Source organism: Rothia koreensis (genome assembly GCF_052232265.1).
Classification (GTDB): Bacteria; Actinomycetota; Actinomycetes; order Actinomycetales; family Micrococcaceae; genus Rothia; species Rothia koreensis.
The window spans coordinates 671,556-692,728 of sequence record NZ_CP197643.1 but is presented as its reverse complement, the minus strand read 5'-3'; the positions used below and the strand labels follow the sequence as shown (position 1 = coordinate 692,728).

The 21,173-nt window shown below is 65.6% G+C and carries 14 protein-coding genes; 11 read left to right on the top strand and 3 right to left on the bottom strand.

Annotated elements, in window-relative coordinates; translation table 11 throughout:
* The first annotated feature begins 36 nt into the window (after nt 1–36).
* The 6 genes from ACTSLZ_RS02990 (at nt 37) to ACTSLZ_RS02965 (ending at nt 4,083) form a co-directional block, all read left to right on the top strand.
* Nucleotides 37–492, top strand: coding sequence for a hypothetical protein (locus ACTSLZ_RS02990; protein WP_443095666.1), 456 nt, complete (start codon nt 37–39; stop codon nt 490–492).
* 250 nt (nt 493–742) lie between these two features.
* Entirely contained in the window at nt 743–1,060 is a 318-nt protein-coding gene (locus tag ACTSLZ_RS02985; RefSeq protein WP_443095665.1) for a putative quinol monooxygenase, read from the top strand.
* A 57-nt stretch (nt 1,061–1,117) separates the two neighbouring features.
* Nucleotides 1,118–1,663 carry a type 1 glutamine amidotransferase domain-containing protein gene (locus ACTSLZ_RS02980; RefSeq protein ID WP_129316300.1) on the top strand — a complete coding sequence of 182 codons (546 nt, stop codon included), beginning with the start codon at nt 1,118–1,120 and terminating at the stop codon, nt 1,661–1,663.
* Nucleotides 1,663–2,538, top strand: a complete 876-nt coding sequence (locus ACTSLZ_RS02975; RefSeq protein WP_129316299.1) for an MmyB family transcriptional regulator — start codon at nt 1,663–1,665, stop codon at nt 2,536–2,538. The genes ACTSLZ_RS02980 and ACTSLZ_RS02975 overlap by 1 nt, the downstream gene beginning before the upstream one ends.
* 194 nt (nt 2,539–2,732) lie before the next feature.
* Nucleotides 2,733–3,239: a YqeB family protein gene (locus ACTSLZ_RS02970; protein WP_443095664.1), complete on the top strand. Its 507-nt coding sequence runs from the start codon at nt 2,733–2,735 to the stop codon at nt 3,237–3,239.
* Nucleotides 3,240–3,285: 46 nt separating this feature from the next.
* Nucleotides 3,286–4,083, top strand: coding sequence for an aminotransferase class IV (locus ACTSLZ_RS02965; protein ID WP_443095663.1), 798 nt, complete (start codon nt 3,286–3,288; stop codon nt 4,081–4,083).
* Between the two features lie 72 nt (nt 4,084–4,155).
* On the opposite strand, the gene ACTSLZ_RS02960 is transcribed toward ACTSLZ_RS02965, so the two are convergent.
* On the bottom strand, nt 4,156–4,815 hold the full coding sequence (locus ACTSLZ_RS02960; protein WP_443095662.1) for a TetR family transcriptional regulator: 660 nt from the start codon (nt 4,813–4,815) through the stop codon (nt 4,156–4,158).
* 47 nt (nt 4,816–4,862) lie between these two features.
* Between ACTSLZ_RS02960 and ACTSLZ_RS02955 the strand changes: the two genes are divergently transcribed.
* Together ACTSLZ_RS02955 and ACTSLZ_RS02950 are read left to right on the top strand one after the other, a co-directional pair.
* A complete protein-coding gene (locus tag ACTSLZ_RS02955) occupies nt 4,863–5,852 on the top strand; it encodes an MBL fold metallo-hydrolase (RefSeq protein WP_443095661.1) in 990 nt (329 codons plus the stop codon).
* Nucleotides 5,849–7,033 carry an epoxide hydrolase family protein gene (locus ACTSLZ_RS02950; protein WP_443095660.1) on the top strand — a complete coding sequence of 395 codons (1,185 nt, stop codon included), beginning with the start codon at nt 5,849–5,851 and terminating at the stop codon, nt 7,031–7,033. Before ACTSLZ_RS02955 ends, ACTSLZ_RS02950 begins: the two co-directional genes overlap by 4 nt.
* Before the next feature lie 20 nt (nt 7,034–7,053).
* Here the strand turns inward: ACTSLZ_RS02950 and ACTSLZ_RS02945 are convergent, their stop codons facing one another.
* Nucleotides 7,054–7,866: an anti-sigma factor gene (locus ACTSLZ_RS02945; RefSeq protein ID WP_321201153.1), complete on the bottom strand. Its 813-nt coding sequence runs from the start codon at nt 7,864–7,866 to the stop codon at nt 7,054–7,056.
* A complete protein-coding gene (locus ACTSLZ_RS02940) occupies nt 7,860–8,423 on the bottom strand; it encodes a sigma-70 family RNA polymerase sigma factor (RefSeq protein ID WP_443095659.1) in 564 nt (187 codons plus the stop codon). The genes ACTSLZ_RS02945 and ACTSLZ_RS02940 overlap by 7 nt, the downstream gene beginning before the upstream one ends.
* A gap of 537 nt (nt 8,424–8,960) precedes the next feature.
* Here ACTSLZ_RS02940 and ACTSLZ_RS02935 point away from each other — a divergent pair.
* The 3 genes from ACTSLZ_RS02935 (at nt 8,961) to ACTSLZ_RS02925 (ending at nt 21,135) form a co-directional block, all read left to right on the top strand.
* Nucleotides 8,961–9,632, top strand: a complete 672-nt coding sequence (locus ACTSLZ_RS02935) for a hypothetical protein (RefSeq protein ID WP_443095658.1) — start codon at nt 8,961–8,963, stop codon at nt 9,630–9,632.
* A 27-nt stretch (nt 9,633–9,659) separates the two neighbouring features.
* Nucleotides 9,660–10,292: a class F sortase gene (locus tag ACTSLZ_RS02930; protein ID WP_443095657.1), complete on the top strand. Its 633-nt coding sequence runs from the start codon at nt 9,660–9,662 to the stop codon at nt 10,290–10,292.
* Nucleotides 10,293–10,410: 118 nt separating this feature from the next.
* Nucleotides 10,411–21,135, top strand: coding sequence for an amino acid adenylation domain-containing protein (locus ACTSLZ_RS02925; RefSeq protein WP_443095656.1), 10,725 nt, complete (start codon nt 10,411–10,413; stop codon nt 21,133–21,135).
* Nucleotides 21,136–21,173: the final 38 nt, after the last annotated feature.

The following is a 21,173-nucleotide window of genomic DNA, read 5'->3' as shown; positions in this document are numbered from 1 at the left end:
TTGCCTGTGCAGGTAAATTCCGGATCCGCCACCTCGATGGCACGACGCACGCAGATTGTCGAGGTCGTCTACGAAGACGCCGCCCGGTTCATGGGAGAGCGCATGCAGGGTACCGAAACCGCGGTGGACCGCCTGCGCGCCTATATGGACGCCAATCTCGAGTACCTTCGGGATCATCCTCGCCAGATCGCCGCCCTCACCGAGATCGGACCGCACCTCCCGACTCGGTCGGGGCAGTCACCGACGTCGTTGCGCGAGAAAGAGCCTGTCCTCGATGCGCTGACGTCCATCCTGCGTGAGGGGCAGGAATCCGGAGAGCGCGAAGAATTCGACGCCGAAACCGTTGCGATCATGATCCGGGCATCCATCGAGCGCGCCGCTCAATGGCTGCACGCCGACCCGCCGCTGGACTTCGAGACCTATCGGCGCGGACTGCTCCGCGCTTTCCTGCTGACCGTCACCACTCCACAACATTCGGGAAATTCATCATGACCACCCGGACACACGGCGACCGATCAGCACTCGTGCTCGTCCTGACCCACATCGTTGCACCCCGCGAGAATGCGAAGGCGCTTGCGAAACGCCGATTCGACTAGGCCGACGGGTCGCGGCCGCCGTACGCAGACCACCCAAGTCAACCCTGTGACTCCGACGAGCCTGGTACTGACAAGGCCAGGCGCAATGATTCACCGGCTGGTTGTGTGGATGGTGTCAGAGCTGATGAGAATTCATCAGTTGCCTCATGAACGAAGTGAAGGAAGATTCCCACGTGGTCATTCTCAACGTTTTCTTCGACGTCAAGCAGGAACACGAGGGCGCCTTCGTCAAGCTCCTCCACAACATGGTTGTTGAGTCCAACAAGGAGCAGGGTTGCACTCTGTACCAGTTGCACCGGAATGTCGCAGAGCCTCTGTCCTACAACCTCATCGAGCATTGGGACACCCAGGAGGACCTTGATGCACATGCGCAGACGACACACTGGAAGCACTTCGACGCAACGGTCAACGACTACCTCAATTCCCAGTACGAAGAGCACCACTACCAGGAAATCGACTTCTGAGGCGATTCTCCGCGGACGAAGAGGTCGGCCTCGGCCACCCAGAGAAGGAGTTACATCATGAGCGATCCGAAGAAGATCCTCGTCATCGCCACCTCATACGGTGTGGAAACAGACGAGCTCATCAAGCCCAAGGAGTATCTGGAGGAGAACGGCCATCGCGTGACGGTCGCTACCCCGGAGAACGAATCGATCCAGACCCTGGTCATGGATCACGACTCGGGCGCACTGGTTCCCTCCGATGCGTTGCTCTCTGAAACCCAGGCCGGTGAGTTCGACCTTCTGATCGTTCCGGGAGGAACAATCAACGCCGATGCGTTGCGGCAGGAGGATCACGCTCAGCGACTGGTGAAAGCCTTTGCGACAGCGGGCAAACCAATAGCGGCGATCTGCCACGCACCGTGGCTGATCGTGGAAGCGGACCTCGTGGTCGGGAAAACCCTCACGTCGTTTCCTTCCCTGCGCACCGACGTGAACAACGCCGGCGGCGCATGGGTGGACAAGCCCGTGGTGGTTGACGAGACGAACGGGTTCGCCCTGATCACCTCGAGGACTCCAGAGGACATGGAACAGTTCACGGCGGCCATCAGTGGTCAGCTCAACTGATGCCCTCTCGGAATCTCACGCAACCGACCTTCTTTCGGAAGGAGCCCGTACGCGCCTCTGAAGAGTATCGACGTACGGCGCTGGCCGGTTTTCTCCGCACGCGTCGTGCCCGCATCGACCCGGACCCTTGCTGGCCGGTTGTCGACGCGGGCACGCCGCGTCGGGTACCCGGTCTCCGCCGTGAAGAGCTCGCCTGGGCTGCGGGGGTCAGCACGGAGTACTACACGAAGCTCGAACAGGGCCGGGCGGCCCACCCTTCCGCCTCGGTGGTGAGTTCGCTGTCGGAAGTTCTCCAGCTCAGTGAACTGGAGTCCCGGTACATCCAGGCCCTCGCGACCCCCGGTCCGGAGCAGGGCGCTGAGGAGGACACGGCGACAGTCACCCATGCGGAGCACATTTTGCGCGGTCTGGGGAACCAGCTGCGTGATCCGGTGATGCTGCACGTTCTCACGGAAGACCTGACGATTCGGGGAGTTGCCCCGGCGACCGCCGGGATCCTGTTCCCCGACGGAGCACCTGACCCCGGTCACGGTTTCGATCTCTCGCTGCTCACCTACATCTTCGCCGATCCACAGAGTCTTCAGGTGTATGTCGACTGGTCCGACAAAGCCCGAGAAGTGGTCGGGCTGACGCATCTGGCACTGGCCAGGTCGATTCCGACGCCTCAGCTGCTCGAAGCTCTTCGCACCGCATGGGACAACAGCTCCGCGTTCCGATACTTGTGGTCGCGGTACGAACCGTATGAGAAAGCCTACGGTTCGTGGCGGCTTCAGGTGGAAGGCCGGGGCATCGTCGTCTGCAACTACACGACCTTTCAGGTCCCTTCGAGCCGCAACGTCTCCCTGGTGGTGTACACCGAGGCGGAGACGGGCTGAACAGCCCCGAGAGGGAACATCGAATCGACGACGGCGGCTTCGCGCAAGATCGGCTGTCCGCCGGTCACGTGGGCCGGCGTCGTCGGAATCCTTTGCAAGGATCGTTGTCAACCACCGCCGGACTATGGGTATGGTTCGTCGTGACACCGTTGTGGAGCACACTCTGCGACGAGCGCCACTATGGAGGGGGAAACGTGACGACGACCGATAGCGACGGCGGGAGCGCATCGGCGAACTCGGTGGTATTCGCCCTCAGCCGCGCGGACATCGCGATCATCAGCGTGGGCTGCGTGGCCATCGGTGTTGCCCTCGGTTTTTTCCTCCCGGCCATCGGCGGTTTCGCGGCACGATTCCCGATCCCGTTCGGCGACATCATCGAGAAGCTCAGCGCGTTCGACCAGCCGTGGGTCGTGATTGCGCGCCCGATCATCGGGGCGGTGCTCGGAATCATTGCTGCGTTCGTGATCTGCGGGATGACGACGCCGTTGCGGATCGACGACGAAGGGATCGTCGTCGGCAGACAAGAGGATCATCCCCTGCGCATCTCACGTGCGTCGTTCTCGACCGCCTACTTCGACGGCGGAGAGCTCACCATCCTGACCGAAGGTGGGCACCAGGCCTTCAAGGGCGACGTTGAAGGCAAGAAGGACGACGTCGCCGAGGCATTCAGATCCCGCGGCTATCGGTGGGGAGAAATCTGACCGCCGCCCCCCCCCCCCCGGCGCCCAGACAAAGAGCGATCGCCCCATGACAAGCCACTTGATCCACCTCAATGGTTCGCCTGCTTCTGCCTCGACACTTGCGGCAGTGGCGTTCTCGGGCGATGCCCATTTCACGGCAATGCAAGTACGCGACACCGCCGTCCGCGGCCTGGACCTCCATCTTGACCGTCTGCGTCGGAACAGCGACACCCTCTTTGGCTTGCACCTCCCCGACGAGACAATCCTGGACTGCCTTCGTACGGCACTCACCGCATTCGACGGCGACTCCGCATCGATGTTCTGTTTCATCACAGCGAGCCGCGCCAAAACCCCTCTGGGCCTCGACGTTTTCGTGAGAATGGCTGGACCGGCATCTCCACCAGATGGCCCTCTCTCCCTCGATGTGGCGGGGCACGAGAGGTACCTTCCGGACGTAAAACATGCCGGAGAAATCAGCTTGGCGAGGTTCTTCGCGCGTCAGGCGGCATCGCTGGGCTTCGACGACACTGCGTTCGAGGACCGGGACGGCAGGCTCAGCGAGGCGACGACGTGGAACCTCGCCTTTTGGGACGGCGAGACCGTGACCTGGCCGAACGCCGAGTACCTCCCGGGCATCACGATGCAGGTCATCCGCCGCCAACTTCGCCTCAGGGGTGTGGCCCAGCAAACCCGTAGCATCCGTCGTGCCGACCTGAGCGATCGATGGTCGGCAGTATCCATGAATTCGACGACGCCCGGAATCCCGATATCCCGGATCGGAGAAGTACGCCTGGCTCAGGACGATTCCTTCTTCGGAACCCTTCGCAGGGCCTACGCCGCAGAAGAACCCGTGGCGTTGGTCTAACAACGCACGCGGCCAGCTCAGGCCAGGACGGCGGAACAGTAGTACGCCATCACCGTCGCCGGTGGGGTGGGGTCACCGTCCGGCGTTACCGGGCGTGCTCTCCGCCGTGGCCAGGTTCTGTGCGGCAGTCACCACCGTGGCCCGACGACGTTGCTGCTCGGTGTCATTGTCCGGGCCAGTGCCGGTGAGCATCTGCGCGAGTTGCGGAACACAAAACCACCATGCGGCCAAGCCGATCACCAAGAGCACCAGGTGATCGGCCGGAATAGCAGTCCCCACAGCCCCGTTGTCCTGGGCGGCACTGTAAGCCGCGACCTTCCGTCGGTAATGCTCCGTACGGTTCTCCTCATCCGCGATGGGCCCGTCTGCGAGCCCCTCCCAAAGCAAGAGCCGCGCCAGATCGGGGTGGTCGGCGTAGTAGTCATAGGTCCTCCCCGCGAATTCGCCAACCCGCTCGAAATCTCCGCCTTCAGGGGGAACCACCGATGCGGACAGCCGAGCGAGTTCGTCAGCGAGCACGGTATGAAACAACGCCCGCTTGTCACCGAAATAGTTGTACAAGCGCTCCTTGTTGATTCCTGCGCGTTCGGCGATGCGCGCCATGGACGTGCCGTCGGGGCCGTGCGCGGCAAATTCGACTGTTGCCGCCTCTTTGAGCCGTCTCCGTGTTCCTTCGGTATCCCAAGCCATGGAGACAAGTATACCAACTCCAACGGTGTGGTTGTATTTCACCCCGCGAGCAACATAGACTGCAACCACATCGTTGGAGTTGGGAGAACATGGTGAACCACATTGATCGCACTAGCTACACAGAGGGCCTGCATCGCGTGGCCGACCATTGTTACGCCTGGTTGGAGCCCCCTGGCGGTTGGGGCCTGAGCAATTCCGGCGTTGTCAGAGCGGGAGATGAGGTACTGGTCATCGACACGCAGAATGACATGCGCATGGCCCGGGCCATGCGAGCAGCCCTCGACCAATGCTTCGGCAGCCGAGATCCCGCACACACCACGATCGTCAATACGCATCACGACCTCGACCACTGGACAGGCAACGGCGTCTTCGACGCGGGTCGAATCATCGCGACCGACGCCGCGGTCAAAGAGATGCGCTCGACACCGGATCCGGACTCACTTCCGGATCTCGTGGAACCGGATACCGCGGCGGGCGCATGGGCACGTGGGCAAGCCGAGACTTTTGATTTCACTGCCTGGACCCGCGTGGAGCCCAACGAGTCATTTGCCGGATCGCGGACGATCTCCCTCGGAGACATCGCGGTACATCTGGTCGAGGTCGGACCCGCACACACGCCCGGTGATGCAATCGTCCACGTACCGCACGACGGCGTCGTATTCGCCGGCGACATCATATTCCAGCGCACAACGCCCATCTCCTGGGCCAGCATTTCGGGTCAGATCCAGGCGTGCGAGACAATCCTGGCCCTCGCTCCGGACGTCGTGGTCCCCGGGCACGGTTCTGTCACGGACCAGGAGGGCGTTCGTGAGGTGCGCGATTATTTCTCGCTCGTCCAGGACCACGCGAGGCGTTCCCAGGCGGCCGGTATTCCGCTGGAAGCGGCCTATCAGGACATCGATCTTGGCCCTTATCGGAACTGGGCACACGCCTCTCGTGTGTACGCGAATCTCGCTTGCGCATATGCCGAGGCCGAGGGGCGCCCGTCACCGAAGCCGACCGAGGTGATGGAACAGGTCATCGCTGATGACCGCGCATTGACAAGACATTCAGAACAGAGCACAGGAGGCAGACAATGACTGCAGACCAGCGCGCCACCGAGCACACGGGTATCGTGCCGTTTGCCCTGAACATCCCTACCGAGGCGATCGACGATCTTCACTCGCGTCTGCGTGCCTCGCGTTTTCCGGAGCACGAGACGGTGCTCGGCAGCCACGATGAGTGGGCACAGGGCATCCCGCTGACGTATGTCCACGAACTGTGCCAGTACTGGTTGCACGATCATGACTGGCGTCGTCTGGAAGCCGAGCTGAATGGCCTCGGCCAGTGGACCACTGAGATTGATGGCCTGGACATCCATTTCCTGCACGTCCGGTCTTCACGCGCCGATGCGCGCCCTCTGCTGATCACCCATGGGTGGCCCGGCTCGGTCGTCGAAGCCCTGGATGTGGTCGACGGTCTGGTCAACCCGCCGGACGATGAACCCGCATTCCACGTGGTTCTGCCTTCTCTCCCCGGGTTCGGGTTCTCGGGGAAGCCCAGCACCCCTGGTTGGGATCTTCGCCGGATCGCCGACGCCTGGGCCGAACTCATGACTCGCCTCGGTTATGAGCGTTTCCTCGCCCAAGGGGGCGACTGGGGCGCGATGGTCACGATCACTCTGGCGATACATCACCCCGATCGGGTCGCCATGATGCACACGACCGTTCCTCACGCGACCCGTCCCAGCGGATTCTCCGACGATGAGCTCACCGCCACCGAGCGCGATTGGCTCGACCATGAAACACAATTCCGGCGTACAGGCATGGGCTACGCGGCGATTCAATCCACGAGACCTCAAACCATCGGATACGGGTTCGTCGATTCACCGGCCGCTCAATTGGCCTGGATCATCGAGAAGTTTCACGATGCCGCCGACTGCCAGGGCCACCCGGAGAATGCGGTATCGCGGCAGCGCCTGCTCGACAACGTCGCCTTCTACTGGTTCAGCGCCTCCGGTGCTTCCTCGGCCCGCCTGTATTGGGAAAGCGCCCGGAACGGTTCGGGCCTGGACATGACCACTCCGGTCACGGTTCCCACCGCGGTGTCCGTATTTCCCGAAGAGCTGCGCAAACTTCCCCGGTCCTGGGTCGAACGACGCTTCGTCGACCTCCGCCACTGGAACGTCCTGGACCGCGGCGGACACTTTCCGATGCTGGAGACACCCACGACGTTCGTGGCCGAGCTTCGCGCCTCATTCCGCGACGCCCCCGATGAATGAGCCCTGGCGGGACTGCCCGTCTAGATCTCGGTAGACATCATCACGTCGCTCGTCGGAGCCTTGGAACCCCCCTCTGGCTCGACCGTGACCGCCACGGCGTCGGCGTCGCCCACATTTCCGGTCAACCAAACGCTGGAGTCGCCACCGTTGAAGGTCTTGTCAGGCACGGGGCTACCGTCTTTCATCAGCCAGAGCTGATACTGCTTGCCCTGCCCCGGGTCCGTGAAGTTCGACCCGACAAACATGGCGTCGGTTCGTTCGCGGGAGGCGACCACCGTGGCAGAGGCCCCTTCCTGACTGATGTGTTTCACGGCCACGTCCGGAGCGGCCAACAGATCATCCTGACGTTGTTGCTCGTGCTGCCGCTCTGCGGTGACCTGTTGGCCGTCGTTCCCGGCCTGATGGCCGAGACTCCAGCCGCCCAGGGCCAGGCCGGGCGCCAGGATGACCGCGGCCGCCGCGAGCAGCCAGCGGTTGCGACGAGCTTTCGCCGTCTCGAGCCTGTACAGCGTGGCCGATGAATCGGTCTCGGAATTGCGGTCGGGGTGGCGCGTTCGTTTCTGGTCCCTGTCGGCTTCTCGCCCGGAATCACGGCCAATCGCACGGAAGACTTGTGCCTTCAACTCCGCGGGCGGTTCCACCGCCACCGCTTCGGCCAGCCCTTCGGCGGTTCTCTGGAAGGAGCTGACTTCTTCCCGGCACCTGGAACACGTGCCCAAGTGCGCTTCGAACGCACGCACTTCTTCTGGCTCGAGGGCATCAACAGCGTACAGTGCAGCGTCCGAATGGACGTCGCCACTCCGATGAGCCCCTTCCGTACTGTGATCTAGCACTGTTCCCCCAATACTGCCCGGAGAGTGACCAGCCCGTTTCTGATCCTGGATTTCGCTGTCCCCAACGGGATCCTCAGGTAATGGGCCATTTGCTGATGGGTCAGTCCCCGGAAATAAACCAACTCCAGGGCCTGCCGCTGGACGGGGCTCAGTTGAGACAACCCCGAGTCCACGTCCTCTCTGTCCAAAGCACTTTCGACGCCGTCCCATGTCTGGTCTGCGGGACCGCCTTCCCCCTCGCGGACTCGGTAGTACTCCTCGCGATCACGACGTCGCGTGCTGGAGCGGATCATGTCCACCGCCCGGCGGTGGGCCATCGTGGACAACCAGGCTTTGGTGGTTCCACGAGCGGGGTCGAATTTCGCCGCCTGCTGCCACGCCATGAGATACACATCTTGAACAATTTCGGCGGACAAATCACTGGAACGGAGCAAACGAATCACGACCCCATAGACCACCGAAACGGTGGCATCGTAGAGGTCGGCAAAAGCCGAATCGTCACCTTGGGCGCTTCGCGCGACCAAGGACGCCCGATGGGCCTCGTCCGCATCGTTCACACCTCTCTTCGATGCCCCACGACGGCCTCCCGGGGTAGCTGAGGAAGAACTCACATGGTCTCTCTAACTTCTCGTGGTGCTGCGCGCCCCATACGACGGCAGCATTCGCCCCTCAGGGCATTCCTCCTCCCGGATCACGCCACTCGTCCGCTGGGCGGCATTTCTGTGTGACCCCGGGCGGGATATACCTCTGATTCGGTACCGCCACGCGTATGGATGTGTGGGCGCGGCATCCGAATCCGGCCACCTCGGAACGAGACAGACCGCATTGCGGCGAAATGTGCCAAATTCCCAGGAAAAATTGAGTTGGCACTCATCCACGCATCAAGCGGTGTCGAACCTCACGTATACGCCCCGATCGAAGGGCGGACGAAGCATCACACATTGAGGAGACCGACGATGCGACGCTCAACATTTCTCACCATTCCCGCCCTCGCGCTGGGAACCCTTGCACTTGCAGCGGCACCTGCATCGGCCCACGAAGGTCATGGCCATGACGGCGGATCCGCTTCCAGTTCCCAAGGGTCATGGACCTCCATGGCGAACCTGGATTCCTTGAACAACAGCGGCACCACCGGCGATGCCACGGTCAAGGTCGACGGAAACAAGGCCACCGTGACGGTCAACGTCCAGGGCGCGGCCGAGACATTCAAGGACGGGCCCTTCCCCCATGCCCAGCACATCCACATCGGGGCCGCGGGAACTTGCCCCACGCCCGATATGGACGACAACGGTGACGGTGCAGTCAGCACGCCCGAAGCCCATCCGGCCTACGGCATGATCGCCTCGTCGCTGACGACTTCGGGTGACACCAGCCCGGATTCGGCACTGGCCGTGGACCGGTTCCCCGGTGGCAGCTCGTACAGCTACCACCAGACGGTTGACGTCGACGATGCCACCCAGCAGGCGTTGAAGGACGGGACCGCGGTCGTGGTTGTGCACGGAGTTGACCCCATGAACCTGAGCCAGACGGCCCAACAGGAAATGAGTCCGCTGGACGACTCATTGCCGTTGGCGGCAACCCTGCCTGCGGCGTGCGGGACCCTGAACGCCTCGCAAATGGGCGATGTCCCTGAGGGCGGCGCCGATACCGGAGTCACCCAGAAAACCGATCCCTCCTCGACCGCAGTAGGCATTGGCGCCGGTGCGGTCGGGCTGGCGGCAGTCGGTGGAGGGGCCGTGTACCTGCTGCGTCGCCACCGGGCCTGATCCCGAAGCAAGGACGACAGCATCATCATGAGTCATACCAAATTCGGCAACCGCGGATTCCTCAGAGTCTCCGCGGTTGCCGCCGTCCTGCTGGTCTCGGCCTGCGGCGCACAACCTGGCCAGGACGGACCATCGCCTGGGTCATCCGGAAGCAGCACGGCAGGAGCCACTGCACCACCCGGTTCGGACCAGAGCGCGAAGGCATCCCGTCCGACCGCGTTGCGGGTCCCCTCGATCGGCGTCGACACCTCTCCCCTCAGCCTCGGACTGAACAAGGACCATCGGCTCGAAGTCCCTCCGGGGGACCCCGGGTCGCCGGCCGGCTGGTACAACCAGTCTCCCGTCCCCGGAACGCCAGGACCGTCGGTATTCCTCGGCCACGTCAACGACACCGAGGGCGGCTCCGGAGTCTTCGCCGAACTCCGCACGCTGAAACCGGGAGACACGATCACAGTGGATCGGGACGACGGTTCGGAAGTGAGATTCACAGTCACGAAAGGCCAGGAATACCCCAAGGACCACTTCCCGACCGCCGAGGTCTACGGCCACACCGATGGGCCTGAGCTGCGCCTGATCACCTGTGACGGGTACGACTCATCCTCCGGACTCTTCGAGGACAACTACGTGGTCTACGCCGCGCTCGACGGCGACAACGGCTGAATTCGTGCGACCTCGTGACGACGGTGCGCCATCGCCAATCCAGCAACGGTCTCGCTCCGAATACACGGGTATCTGCACCCCATGTGAGTTCAAGGTACCTCGAATCGAAAATCATCTGATGGACACGACCGCTGCACCGGCACCCTCGGCCCGGGCATCCGAGACCTCGACGCGCAGAACCGAGCTGACGCCCGCCCAGAGGGGCATCTGGTATGCCCAGCAACTGGATACAGCCAACGCCACGTACCAGATCGGCCAGTATCTGGAGTTCGACGGATGGATCGATGCCGATGTGCTCAGCATCGCCTGGACGAAGACCGTCCGGGACATCGACGCCCTCTCCCTGCGATTCGACGCGGACCGCGATGGACCCTTCGCATGGATGGAGCGCCCCGACCCGTCGGACCACTTGATGTCCACCGTGGATCTCAGCGCGTTGAGCCCTCGTGAAGCCCGCGACGTCGCAGACCAGCGGATGTCCGAGGACCTCGCAACCGCCCGGGTTCCCGGTTCCGATGATCTCAGCGCCGCCGTGTTGTTCCAGCTTCCGCAGGGGCGAAGCCTGTTCTACCAGCGGATGCATCACATCATGGTGGACGGTTACTCGGCCGTCATGGTCACCAGCTACCTCTCACGGGTGTACTCGGCCGTGATCCAGCGGGTACCTCCCGAGAGCGTCAGCAACCGGCTGGGTGCACGCATCGCTCGGGCGGCCGCGGCGATCCGCTCGCCGTTCCCCAGTCACGAGGACCTCCTGGCCGATCTTCACAACTACCACCGTTCCTCCCAGCACACGGAGGACGAGGCGTTCTGGCGCCGTGAAATCCAGGACGACGCCGCGATCGAAGGACTCGAAGGGACCCCGAACGGTCCGGCGAAGGAGGTCGTGCGGGTCCGGAGGGTTCTGACCGAACATGAGGCGAAGCCGTTGCGCGAGCTCGGCCGCGACATCCCTCGCACCCTGATCGCGGTGGTCGGCATGTACCTGGGACGGATCACGGGCCAGGAAGAGATCTCCGTGGGCCTGCCCGTGACCGCGCGGCGCGGCCACATCGCGAAGTCCACTCCGTCGATGCTCTCCAACATCCTTCCCTTGCGGCTGAAGGTCTCTCCCGGCCAGAGCATCGAGGACACCGTTCTGCGTGCCGGAAAGACCGTGCGCAACGCCGTCCGCCACCAGCGCTTCCGGCTCGAGGAACTCCCACAGGCTCCCAGCATGTCCGGCACCTCCGTGAACTTCCTCCCCGTGAGCGAGGACCTGGAATTCGGCGGGGCCTCCGCGCGGGTCAACATTCTCGCCACCGGTCCGGTCCACGATCTCTCCGTGGTCCTCTCCGGACTGGGCAACGCCGACGCCGAACCCACCCTCCAGTTGGAGGGCGACGCCGCCCTGCACACCGCGGAGACCCTTCAAGAGCACGCGGACCGCTTGCTCCGGTTCATTGCCTCCGCCCTGGAGACGCCGACCGCCACGGTGGATCAGATCCAGATCACCACGGAGCACGAAAGCGCCCGGCTGTTGGAGCACGGGGCCGGGTCACGCCGCACCATCGAGCCCCTCAGCATCCTCGAGTCCTTCGCCTCGACCGCCGCCGATCACCTGAGCGAGACGGCCGTCGTCGCCCCCGACGGGACGCTGACCTTCGGGACGCTCGAGGAGGACTCCACCCGGTTGGCCAACTATTTGCTCACGTGCGGAGCGGGTCCTGGCCATGCCGTCGCCGTGCGCATCGAGCGTAGCGCGAACCTCCCCCTGCTGGTGCTCGCCGTGCTCAAATCAGGCAGCGCCTACGTACCCCTGGATCCGGAGTACCCCGTGGATCGCGTGGCCGACATGATCGAAGATTCCGACCCCGCGCTCATCCTGACCAGCCATTCGCAGGCGGCAAAGGACCGCGAGGCAGGGATGCCGTGGAGCGTGCGGACGATTGCAACGGATGCCGACACCGCACAGGGATGGCGACAATGCTCCCCCGATCCGCGAGGACTTCCGGAGGTCTCCCAACACGATCTCGCCTACGTGATCTTCACCTCCGGCAGCACGGGACGACCCAAGGGAGTCGGCGTCGAGCGCATAGCGTTGCGCAATCTCTACCAGGAGCATCGGGGCGAGCTGTTCGAGCCGACCCGGGCCCGTCTCGGTCGGCGCGTGCGGGTCGCGCATACCGCCGGTCTCTCTTTCGACGCCGCGTGGGACCCTTTGCTGTGGCTCTTCGCCGGACACGAGCTGCATCTCGTGGACGACCAGGTCCGGCGGGACCCCCAAGCTCTCGCCGTGCTGCTCGAGGACCACGAGATCGACGTCATCGAGACCACGCCGTCCTTCGCGGAGGCCCTGCTGGACACGGGCCTCCTGGACGCCGCGAGGGAGGACTCCGCCCAACCTCACCCGTCGCTCATTGCCGTGGGCGGCGAAGACCTTCGCCAGGACCTCTGGGACCGACTGGCCGACCTGTCCGGCGTCCAGGCCGTGAACCTCTACGGACCGACGGAAACGACGGTGGACAGCATGGTCACCTCCATCGGGGCCGGGAATCCGCCGCACATCGGTTCCTCGGTGCGCAACAGCCGACACTATGTCCTGGACAGCGGCCTGCGGCCGGTCCCGGACGGCGCCGTGGGTGAGCTCTATCTGGCGGGCGTGAACGTGGCCCAGGGCTACGTGGGCCGGCCCGGCTTGAGCGCCTCGCGGTTTGTCCCCGACCCTTTCGCCGACGACGGCTCGCGGATGTACCGAACCGGCGACGTCGTGCGTCGCCGCCGGGATGCGACCTTGCGGTTCATGGGGCGCGCCGACGATCAGGTCAAGATCCGCGGCTATCGGGTCGAGCTGAGCGAGGTCGAGACGGCGCTCAGTTCTCTGCACGACGTCGGCCGGGCGGCCGCGGTGGTCCACGGGGACGGACCGGCGACCCGAATCATCGGCTACGTCGCCAGGACCGGGAACCGCTCGCAAACCGTCCTGGACGGGAACCAGCTGAAGGAAGAGCTCCGGCACAGGTTGCCCGAGTACATGGTTCCCGCCGCGGTGGTTGTGCTGGACGAATTTCCGCACACGGTCAACGGCAAACTCGACCGCAAAGCGCTGCCCGAACCACGGACGCAGACTGGTGGGACGCAACGCCCGAGGACTGTCCTCGAACGCGACGTGGCCGCCGAGTTCGCCGACGTCCTGGGGCTCGACGCCGACGGGCTGGGCGTTGACGAGGACTTCTTCGCGGCCGGCGGACACTCGCTCCTGGCGACGCGTTTGGCCGCGCAGCTGACGGACCGGTTGGAGATCGACGTCCGGGTACGCGACGTCTTCGACCGCCCCACGGTCGCCGCCATGGCTGCGCGACTCCAGCATGCGGATTCCGTGTCCGACGTCGACACGCTGCGGCGGCGGACGCGTCCGGACACGGTGCCGGTGTCTCTGGCCCAGCGCCGACTGTGGTTCCTGGCCCAGCTCGAACCGGAATCGCCGGCCTACAACATCCCGGTGGTCCTGCACCTGACGGGACGCATCGACTCGACCGCGCTGGAGGAGGCGCTGGCCGATACGGCCCGCCGCCACGAGCCGTTGCGCACGATCTTCCCCGCTCGCGATGGTGAGCCGGAGCAGAAGGTCCTGGGCGGAGAAGCCGGTCGGCCCCGATTCACCGCGGTGACCGTTCCCGCCGATCGGGTCGAGTACGTGGTGCGGCAGGAAGCCTCACGCCCCTTCGACATCACCCGGGAGACGCCGCTGCGCACCGTGCTGCTCAGTACGTCGCCCGAAGACCACACCCTGGTCATGGTCATGCACCACATCGCCTCGGACGGTTGGTCGCTGGCGCCCTTGGCCCGCGATCTCTCGACCGCCTATGCGGCCCGGGTACGCAACGAAGCGCCCCAATTCGATGAGCTCGCCGTGACCTACGTCGACTTCAGCCTGTGGCAGCGAGAGCATCTGGACGCGACCACGGACCGATCCGGCGAAGTGCATCGGCAGATCGCTTTCTGGCAGGGCAGGTTGGAGGGAGCGCCCGCGGAAATCGACCTGCCTCGGGACCGCCCGCGGGGCCTGGCCTTCACCGAGGGAGCGGTCGGGAACGAGGAACACGGAGCGGACCATGCGGCCGAGGACGTCGGCACGTCGATGAGCGGAGTCGGGAAACTCGAAAGCTCGCTCGACGCCGCCGCCCACGCCGCTCTGCGCGACATCGCGGCCGAGCACCGGGCAAGCCTGTTCATGGTCCTGCACACCGCGCTGGCCGTGACCCTCAAGCAGGCCGGGGCCGGTGAGGACATCGTGATCGGCGCTCCCGTCGCCGGCCGCACCGATCCACGGCTGAACGAACTCGTCGGGTTCTTCGTCAACACGCTGGCCCTTCGTACGTCACTGGATCGGGACCCGGAGCTCGGCGAACTCCTCGACCGCGTCCGGGAATCGGATCTGTCTGCTTACGCGCATCAGGACCTGCCCTTTGACACGGTCGTCGATGCGGTCAGTCCCCCACGCACACCGGATATGCACCCGGTATTCCAGGTCATGCTGACCCTGCAGAACACCGAGCCCGCCATCATCTCCCTCGACGGGGTCGAGGTCACCGTGCCTTCCCAGATGACGAGCGCCGGGGTGAAGACGGATCTGATGATGGACGTGGACGCCCCCGCGGGCGAGGACGGACCGCTCGGATTCTCCTTGGGCTTCGACCGGTCCCTGTTCGACAGGGGCACGGCGCAGAGGATTCTCGACGGCGTCATCCGGGTGCTCGAGACGTGGCAGCACTCGTCGACGCACCGGCTCTCCGAGTTGTCCTCGGTGGATCCGGCGACGTCGGCCTGGATCGAGGAACACGGTTCCGGCGCCCCGGTGGAGGCCTCCGGAACGATCATCGACACGCTCGCCGCAACCGCCCGCCGCTGGCCGGACTCACCAGCGTTGTCCGATCAGGACAGGACACTGAACTTCGCCCAGGTGGCGGCCGCCGTGGACGACGGCGCCGCGCACTTGGCCGCAGCGGGCGTGGAGCCCGGAGACCGCGTGATCATCGCTCTTCCACGCACCGTCCACGCGCTCATCGGCGTCCTGGCGAGCTTGCGGACCGGAGCGGTGGCCGTGCCGGTCGACGTCTCCTATCCGCCTGCCCGTATCGCCCGGATCATCTCCGGCTCGGAGCCCAGGGCCGCGATCGTGGAAGCCGGGAGCGTCTCCGAGGTTGTGCAGGATGCGCTGGCGTCCACGGCGAGACCCGTGCGGTTCCTGGATCCGACGGACCTTGAGGGACCGGCCGGGCACCCGGTTCCGGCCGGCCCGGCACCGGAAGACACCGCCTACCTCGTGCACACCTCTGGGACCACGGGCACTCCCAAAGCCGTCCAGGTGCCGCATCGTGCGCTCCAGAACGTGTTCGTCCACCACCGCGAACATCTGGTGGAACCCCATCAACGTGCACGCGTCGAGGGGTTGCCTCGCATGCTCCATCTCAGCGGGCTCGGCTTCGACGCCGCCTGGGACCCGCTGCTGTGGCTCGTCGGCGGGACCACGCTTGAGATTCCCTCCGAAGAACAACGCGTCAATGCCGAAAGCGTTGCCGACCTCCTGGCCGATGGCGCCATCGACGTCGTCGAGACCACCCCGTCGTATCTTCGCCAGCTGATCGCCGTCGGGCTGATCGATTCTCTCCGCGAGCGTCGCGGCAGACTGACCGTGGCCCTGGGCGGTGAGGCCGTACCGGCGGCGTTGTGGCGAAAGGTCGCCGACTCCCCGGAGCTGACGGGGTGGAACCTGTACGGACCCAGTGAATTCACCGTCGACTCGGTGCTGGGTCGGATGACGGGCACCGAACCTCATATCGGTCGCCCGATCGGCAACGTGACAGCACGCGTCCTGGACCCGTATCTCTCGGTCGTGCCGCCCGGCGTCGAGGGGGAGCTGTATCTCTCGGGGCTTTCCGAAGCGCACGGCTATCGCGGCCGCCCCGGGGAGACGTCCGTCCGGTTCGTCCCGGATCCGTGGAGGTCAGGGGGCAGGATGTACCGCACCGGCGATATCGTTCGCCGTCGTGCGGACGGCACGCTCGATTTCCTCCGGCGCGACGACGACCAGGTCAAGATCCGCGGCTACCGCATCGAACTCGCGGAGGTGGAGTCGGTGCTCGGTGCCGTCGACGGCGTCGACTCCGCCGTCGTTCGGGTGGTTACCCCTGGAGGGGCCGAGACCGCCCAGCTCGCGGCCTGGCTGGTGACCGGGCGTGAGGTCGAGGCGGTTCGGTCCGAGGCGGCTCGCCTCCTGCCCGCGTACATGCTCCCGACGCGCCTGACGCGCATTGACTCGGTCCCGCTGACGGCACACGGCAAGGTCGACGATTCCTCTCTGCCGGATCCGCAGAGCCGGACGAGCGACTCCGCGCCCAGAGACGAACACGAACGGAAGGTATGCGACCTCATGGGGGAGGTCTTGGGCGTCTCAGGAGTGGGTCCCGAGGACGACTTCTTCGCCCTGGGCGGGCATTCATTGCTGGCAGTCTCGCTCGTGGGCCGGCTGCAGCACGAGCTGGGCCTGGAGGTGCCGTTGCGCGCGGTCTTTGAGGGTGGCTCCCCTCGACGGTTGCTCTCGCGGGCTCCCGCGCCCGGTCGCCCTCTGCGGGATGAGGAGGCCGGAGACAGCGGATCGGATACCGCCCCGGATGTCGTGCGGGAGGTGCTCGACCAGCCCTTGGCGGATTGGGCGAAGGAGCATCCGCGTGACCTCGATGCCCCGATGCCGCTGACTGCCGGCCAGCACCGCCTCTGGTTCCTGAATCGTCTGGATCCCGAGGGCGCCGAGTACAACGTGGTCCTGCATGTGCGGCTCGACGGAGAGCTCGATACCGAGGCGATGTCGGCCGCGGTGGACGACCTCGTCGCCCGGCACGAGGTGTTGCGCACGAGTTACCCGGCGGAACTGTCCGGGGACAGCGGTGAGCCGATTCCTGTTCAGCGCGTCCACGACCCCGTGGCGGGAGTCCTGGGTGAGACGCCCGTGGATCTTTCGTCCGGCTTCGACCTGACCCGACAGACACCTTTGCGCGCCGCGCTGGTCCGTCTGGGCGAGAACAGTTGGCGCCTGGAATTGGTGATTCACCATATCGCCACGGATGGCGCGTCCCTCGCCCCTCTGGTCCGGGATCTCGGCGCCGCCTATGCCGCCCGGCTCTGCGACGAGACCGCTCTCCTCCGTCCCCTGCGGGTCCAGTTCGGCGACGTCGCACGCCGGGAACAGCACGCTGTGGCCCAGCGGGACGAAACCGACCGCACCGAGGACGCCGCCCTGGAGCGCTGGGCGAGCCGCCTGACCGGCATCCCGGAAGAGCTTCGCCTGCCTTTCTCGGGCAGGGGCACGGAGTCGGCGCGTCAGCCCGCGGAGCAGGTGTCCTTCGAGCTCCCCGCGGGGTTGGCGACCCACATCGCGGATCTCTCCGCGGCCCGGTCCGCGAGTGCCTTCCATGTTTGGCTCGCGGCCCTGGCGGCGTATTTTCGCCGCATCGGTGCCGGGTCCGACATCGTCCTCGGCACTCCTTCGGCAGGACGACGAGACCCGGACATGCAGGATCTCATCGGATTCTTTGTGAATACGCTGCCGATCCGTTTGCCGTTGGACCGCGAGTCCACGAACTTCTACGACGCGGTCGATCTCGCCCGCGGCCAGACTCTGGATGCGCTCGAGGACGAGCACGTGCCGTTCGAACGTATCGTGGAACGTCTTGAGCCGGAGCGGCGGCTGGGCCGGCATCCGATCTTTCAGACCATGCTCTCGGTCGAGGAGCCCTCCGACGTGAAGCTGGATCTGCAAGGCGTGACGGCAACCGTCCTGGACCCCGGGACCACGGGCGACGCGAAAATGGATCTGTCCTTCACCCTGCGCCCGGGCAGGCAGCCTGCGGAGAACACCGGCGGTGTGTTGGAGTACAACGCCGCGAAGTTCACCGCGGCCTCCGCGCGGAGACTGGTCGACGGCTGGATCCAGTTCGTTGCGGAAGCCGTTCAGCAGCCGGAGAGACCGGTCCTGGACACTCCCCTGACGGGTTTGGCGTCTCCGCTGACGCCCTGGCCGCGCCGTGGACCGGTGCACGAAACCGCTGCCGCCGGGCCCGGTGCGGAACGGCCGCAGTCCTTGGCGGAGGCACCCGACACAGCCGAAGTTTTCGACGCGGCAGTGCGCGACGCACCCGACCACACGGCCCTGGTCGCACCGGACAGGACCCTCACCTTCTCCGCGGTGGACGAGCGCGTCCGTCAGCTGGCCTACGGGTTCACCGCCGAGGGAATCGAACCCGGCGACGTCGTCGCCCTGTGCCTGCCTCGGTCCGCCGACACGATGGCCGGGTTGTTGGCCGTGTGGCGCGCCGGCGGCGTCGCACTTCCGGTGGACATCTCCCTGCCGGAGACCCGGGTGGTCGAGATGCTGACCGTCTCGGGGGCCCGCCTGGTTATTCACGGCGACGACGAGCCTCCCACCGGCGTGAATTCGTCCTCGTCCCTGGCTCGGGGCGCCGCGGGCCTCGGAGGAACAGCCCGGCAACGAGTACTCGGCATCACGGCACTGATCGAATCCGGGCGGCCGAGCCAGGAAGCGGACGTCGCGGCCGAACGCACCTCACGGGCCGTCCGCAACCACCCGGACCAGGCCGCGTACGTAATCTTCACGTCGGGAACCACCGGCAGGCCCAAGGCCGTCCAGGTCCCGCATCGTGCCCTGAACCATCTGTTGGACTCCCACCTCGGGACGATCATCCCGGACCCGCGGGAGCGGCGAGTGCGGCTGGCCCACACCACCGGGGTGGGCTTCGACGCAGCCATGGACCCCGTCCTCTGGCTGCTGGCGGGACATGAGGTGCACCTGGTCAGCGACGAGACTCGTCGCAACCCGGAGGCCCTCGCGGCCCTCTTCGCCGAACGGGGCATCACCGCGTGGGAAAGCACGCCGAGCTACGTCAGCGCACTGACCGCACATTCCCGGCTGCCCGATCTGCTCGCATCACAGACCGCGGAGAACCCGTTCACCCTGCTGTTGGGCGGAGAACCGGTGGATCCCGGCCTGTGGACCTGGTTGCGGCGATTCAGCGGCGTCCGCGCATGGAACCTCTATGGCCCCACGGAGGCGGGGGTCGATGCGCTCGTCGCGGATGTCTCAGCCGATCTTCGGCCCGATCTCGGTTCACCGACGGCGTCCACGCGAGCGTATGTCCTGGACGACCGGCTCCGACCGGTGCCGGACGGTGCCACGGGTGAACTGTGGCTGGCCGGTCCGCAGCTGGCGGACGGGTACGCCGGCCAGCCGTCCAAGACCGCCTCGACCTTCGCGCCCAACCCGTTCTCCGAGGACGGCGGCCGCATGTACCGTACCGGCGATCTGGTGCTCGTGGAGCGGCCCGACGACGTCGGCGACGAACTGCCCGAGCGGCCACTCGAGGAGCACGGGGCACACCGCCGGTTGCACGATCTCGCACCACGCATCCGCACGCTTGGACGAGCCGATTCGCAGGTCAAGATCCGGGGCTACCGCGTGGAACCGACCGAGGTCGAGGCCCTGCTGCGCGCCGAGGCCGACGTCGCCGAAGCCGTGGTCCGGGCCCGCGAGACGCACCGCGGGACCGAATTACTCGCCTGGATCGTTCCCCTGGGACGGCAGTGCGATGATTCGCAGGAGTTCTCCCGAGGACTGCTCCATGAGCTCGGACGCCATCTGCCCGACTACATGGTGCCGGCCACGGTCCAGTGCCTGGCCGAAATCCCCTTGACGCCTCACGGAAAGGTCGACGACGCCGCCCTCCCCCAGCCGGACCGGTTGAGCCATGCTCCAGCGGGCCGCGCTCCGAACACTTCCGCCGAACGTTCCGTGGCACGGGCCTTCGAAGCCGTCCTGGGAGTCACGGGGGTCTCGGCGACGGAGTCGTTCTTCGCCCTCGGCGGCCATTCGTTCCTCGCGCAACCCACGATTGCGGCCGTCAACACGGAGCTCGGCTCCGAGCTGCCGGTCCAGGCCATCTTCCAGGGGCCCACGGTCGAAGCCCTGGCGGCGCTGGCCGAATCGGGGCGGAATGAGGTTTCCGACAGCCTCCGAGCGGTTCTTCCGCTGCGTCCCGAGGGCCACGGCGCACCGATCTTCACGGTTCACCCGGTGAGCGGCCTGTCCTGGGCATTCTCCGCGCTCCTTGCACACCTGGAGACGGACCGACCGGTCTTGGGGCTTCAGATGCACGGCCTGGCCCCCGATGAACCCGAGATCACCGAACCGGCGTCGATGCAGGAGCTGGTCTCCTGGTACATCGCCACGATTCAGGAAGAACAGCCTCAGGGGCCGTACCACCTGCTCGGCTGGTCGCTCGGCGGCCGGCTGGCCCACAGGATCGCCGCCGAGTTGCAGCACCGCGGCCACCAGGTGTCGACGCTTGCGGTGATGGATGCCTATCCGGAGGGAGATTCCGCGGCCGGCGTGGAGACCGACCAGGACCTCTGGCGAAGCTTCCTCAAAAACATCGGGACCGAGGTCCCCGAAGACGAGGCATTGGACGTTCATCGCGTCGCGGAGCTCATGGCCGAGGCGGGAAGTTCTCTGGCGGCCGTACCGGAGGCAAGCATGACCACGATCATCCGGAGGTTCCGCACCATTGCGGGCCTCCTGAAAACCGCGCCCGTCCCCGTTGTCGACGGGGACCTGCACGTCCTGGAGGCGACGCACGACGTCCCTGCGGGGCGCCCCACACCGGATTCGTGGTCGTCCTCCGTGAACGGGCACGTGAGCGTGGACAGAATCCCGGCAGCACATGCGAACATGCTCACCCCTGAGTCGGCGCGGCACGTGGCGGCCGCGCTTCAGCGGTGGGGAACCCTGTGACGTGGGACCGGACACCGGACGAGGACCGAGAGGGTGCC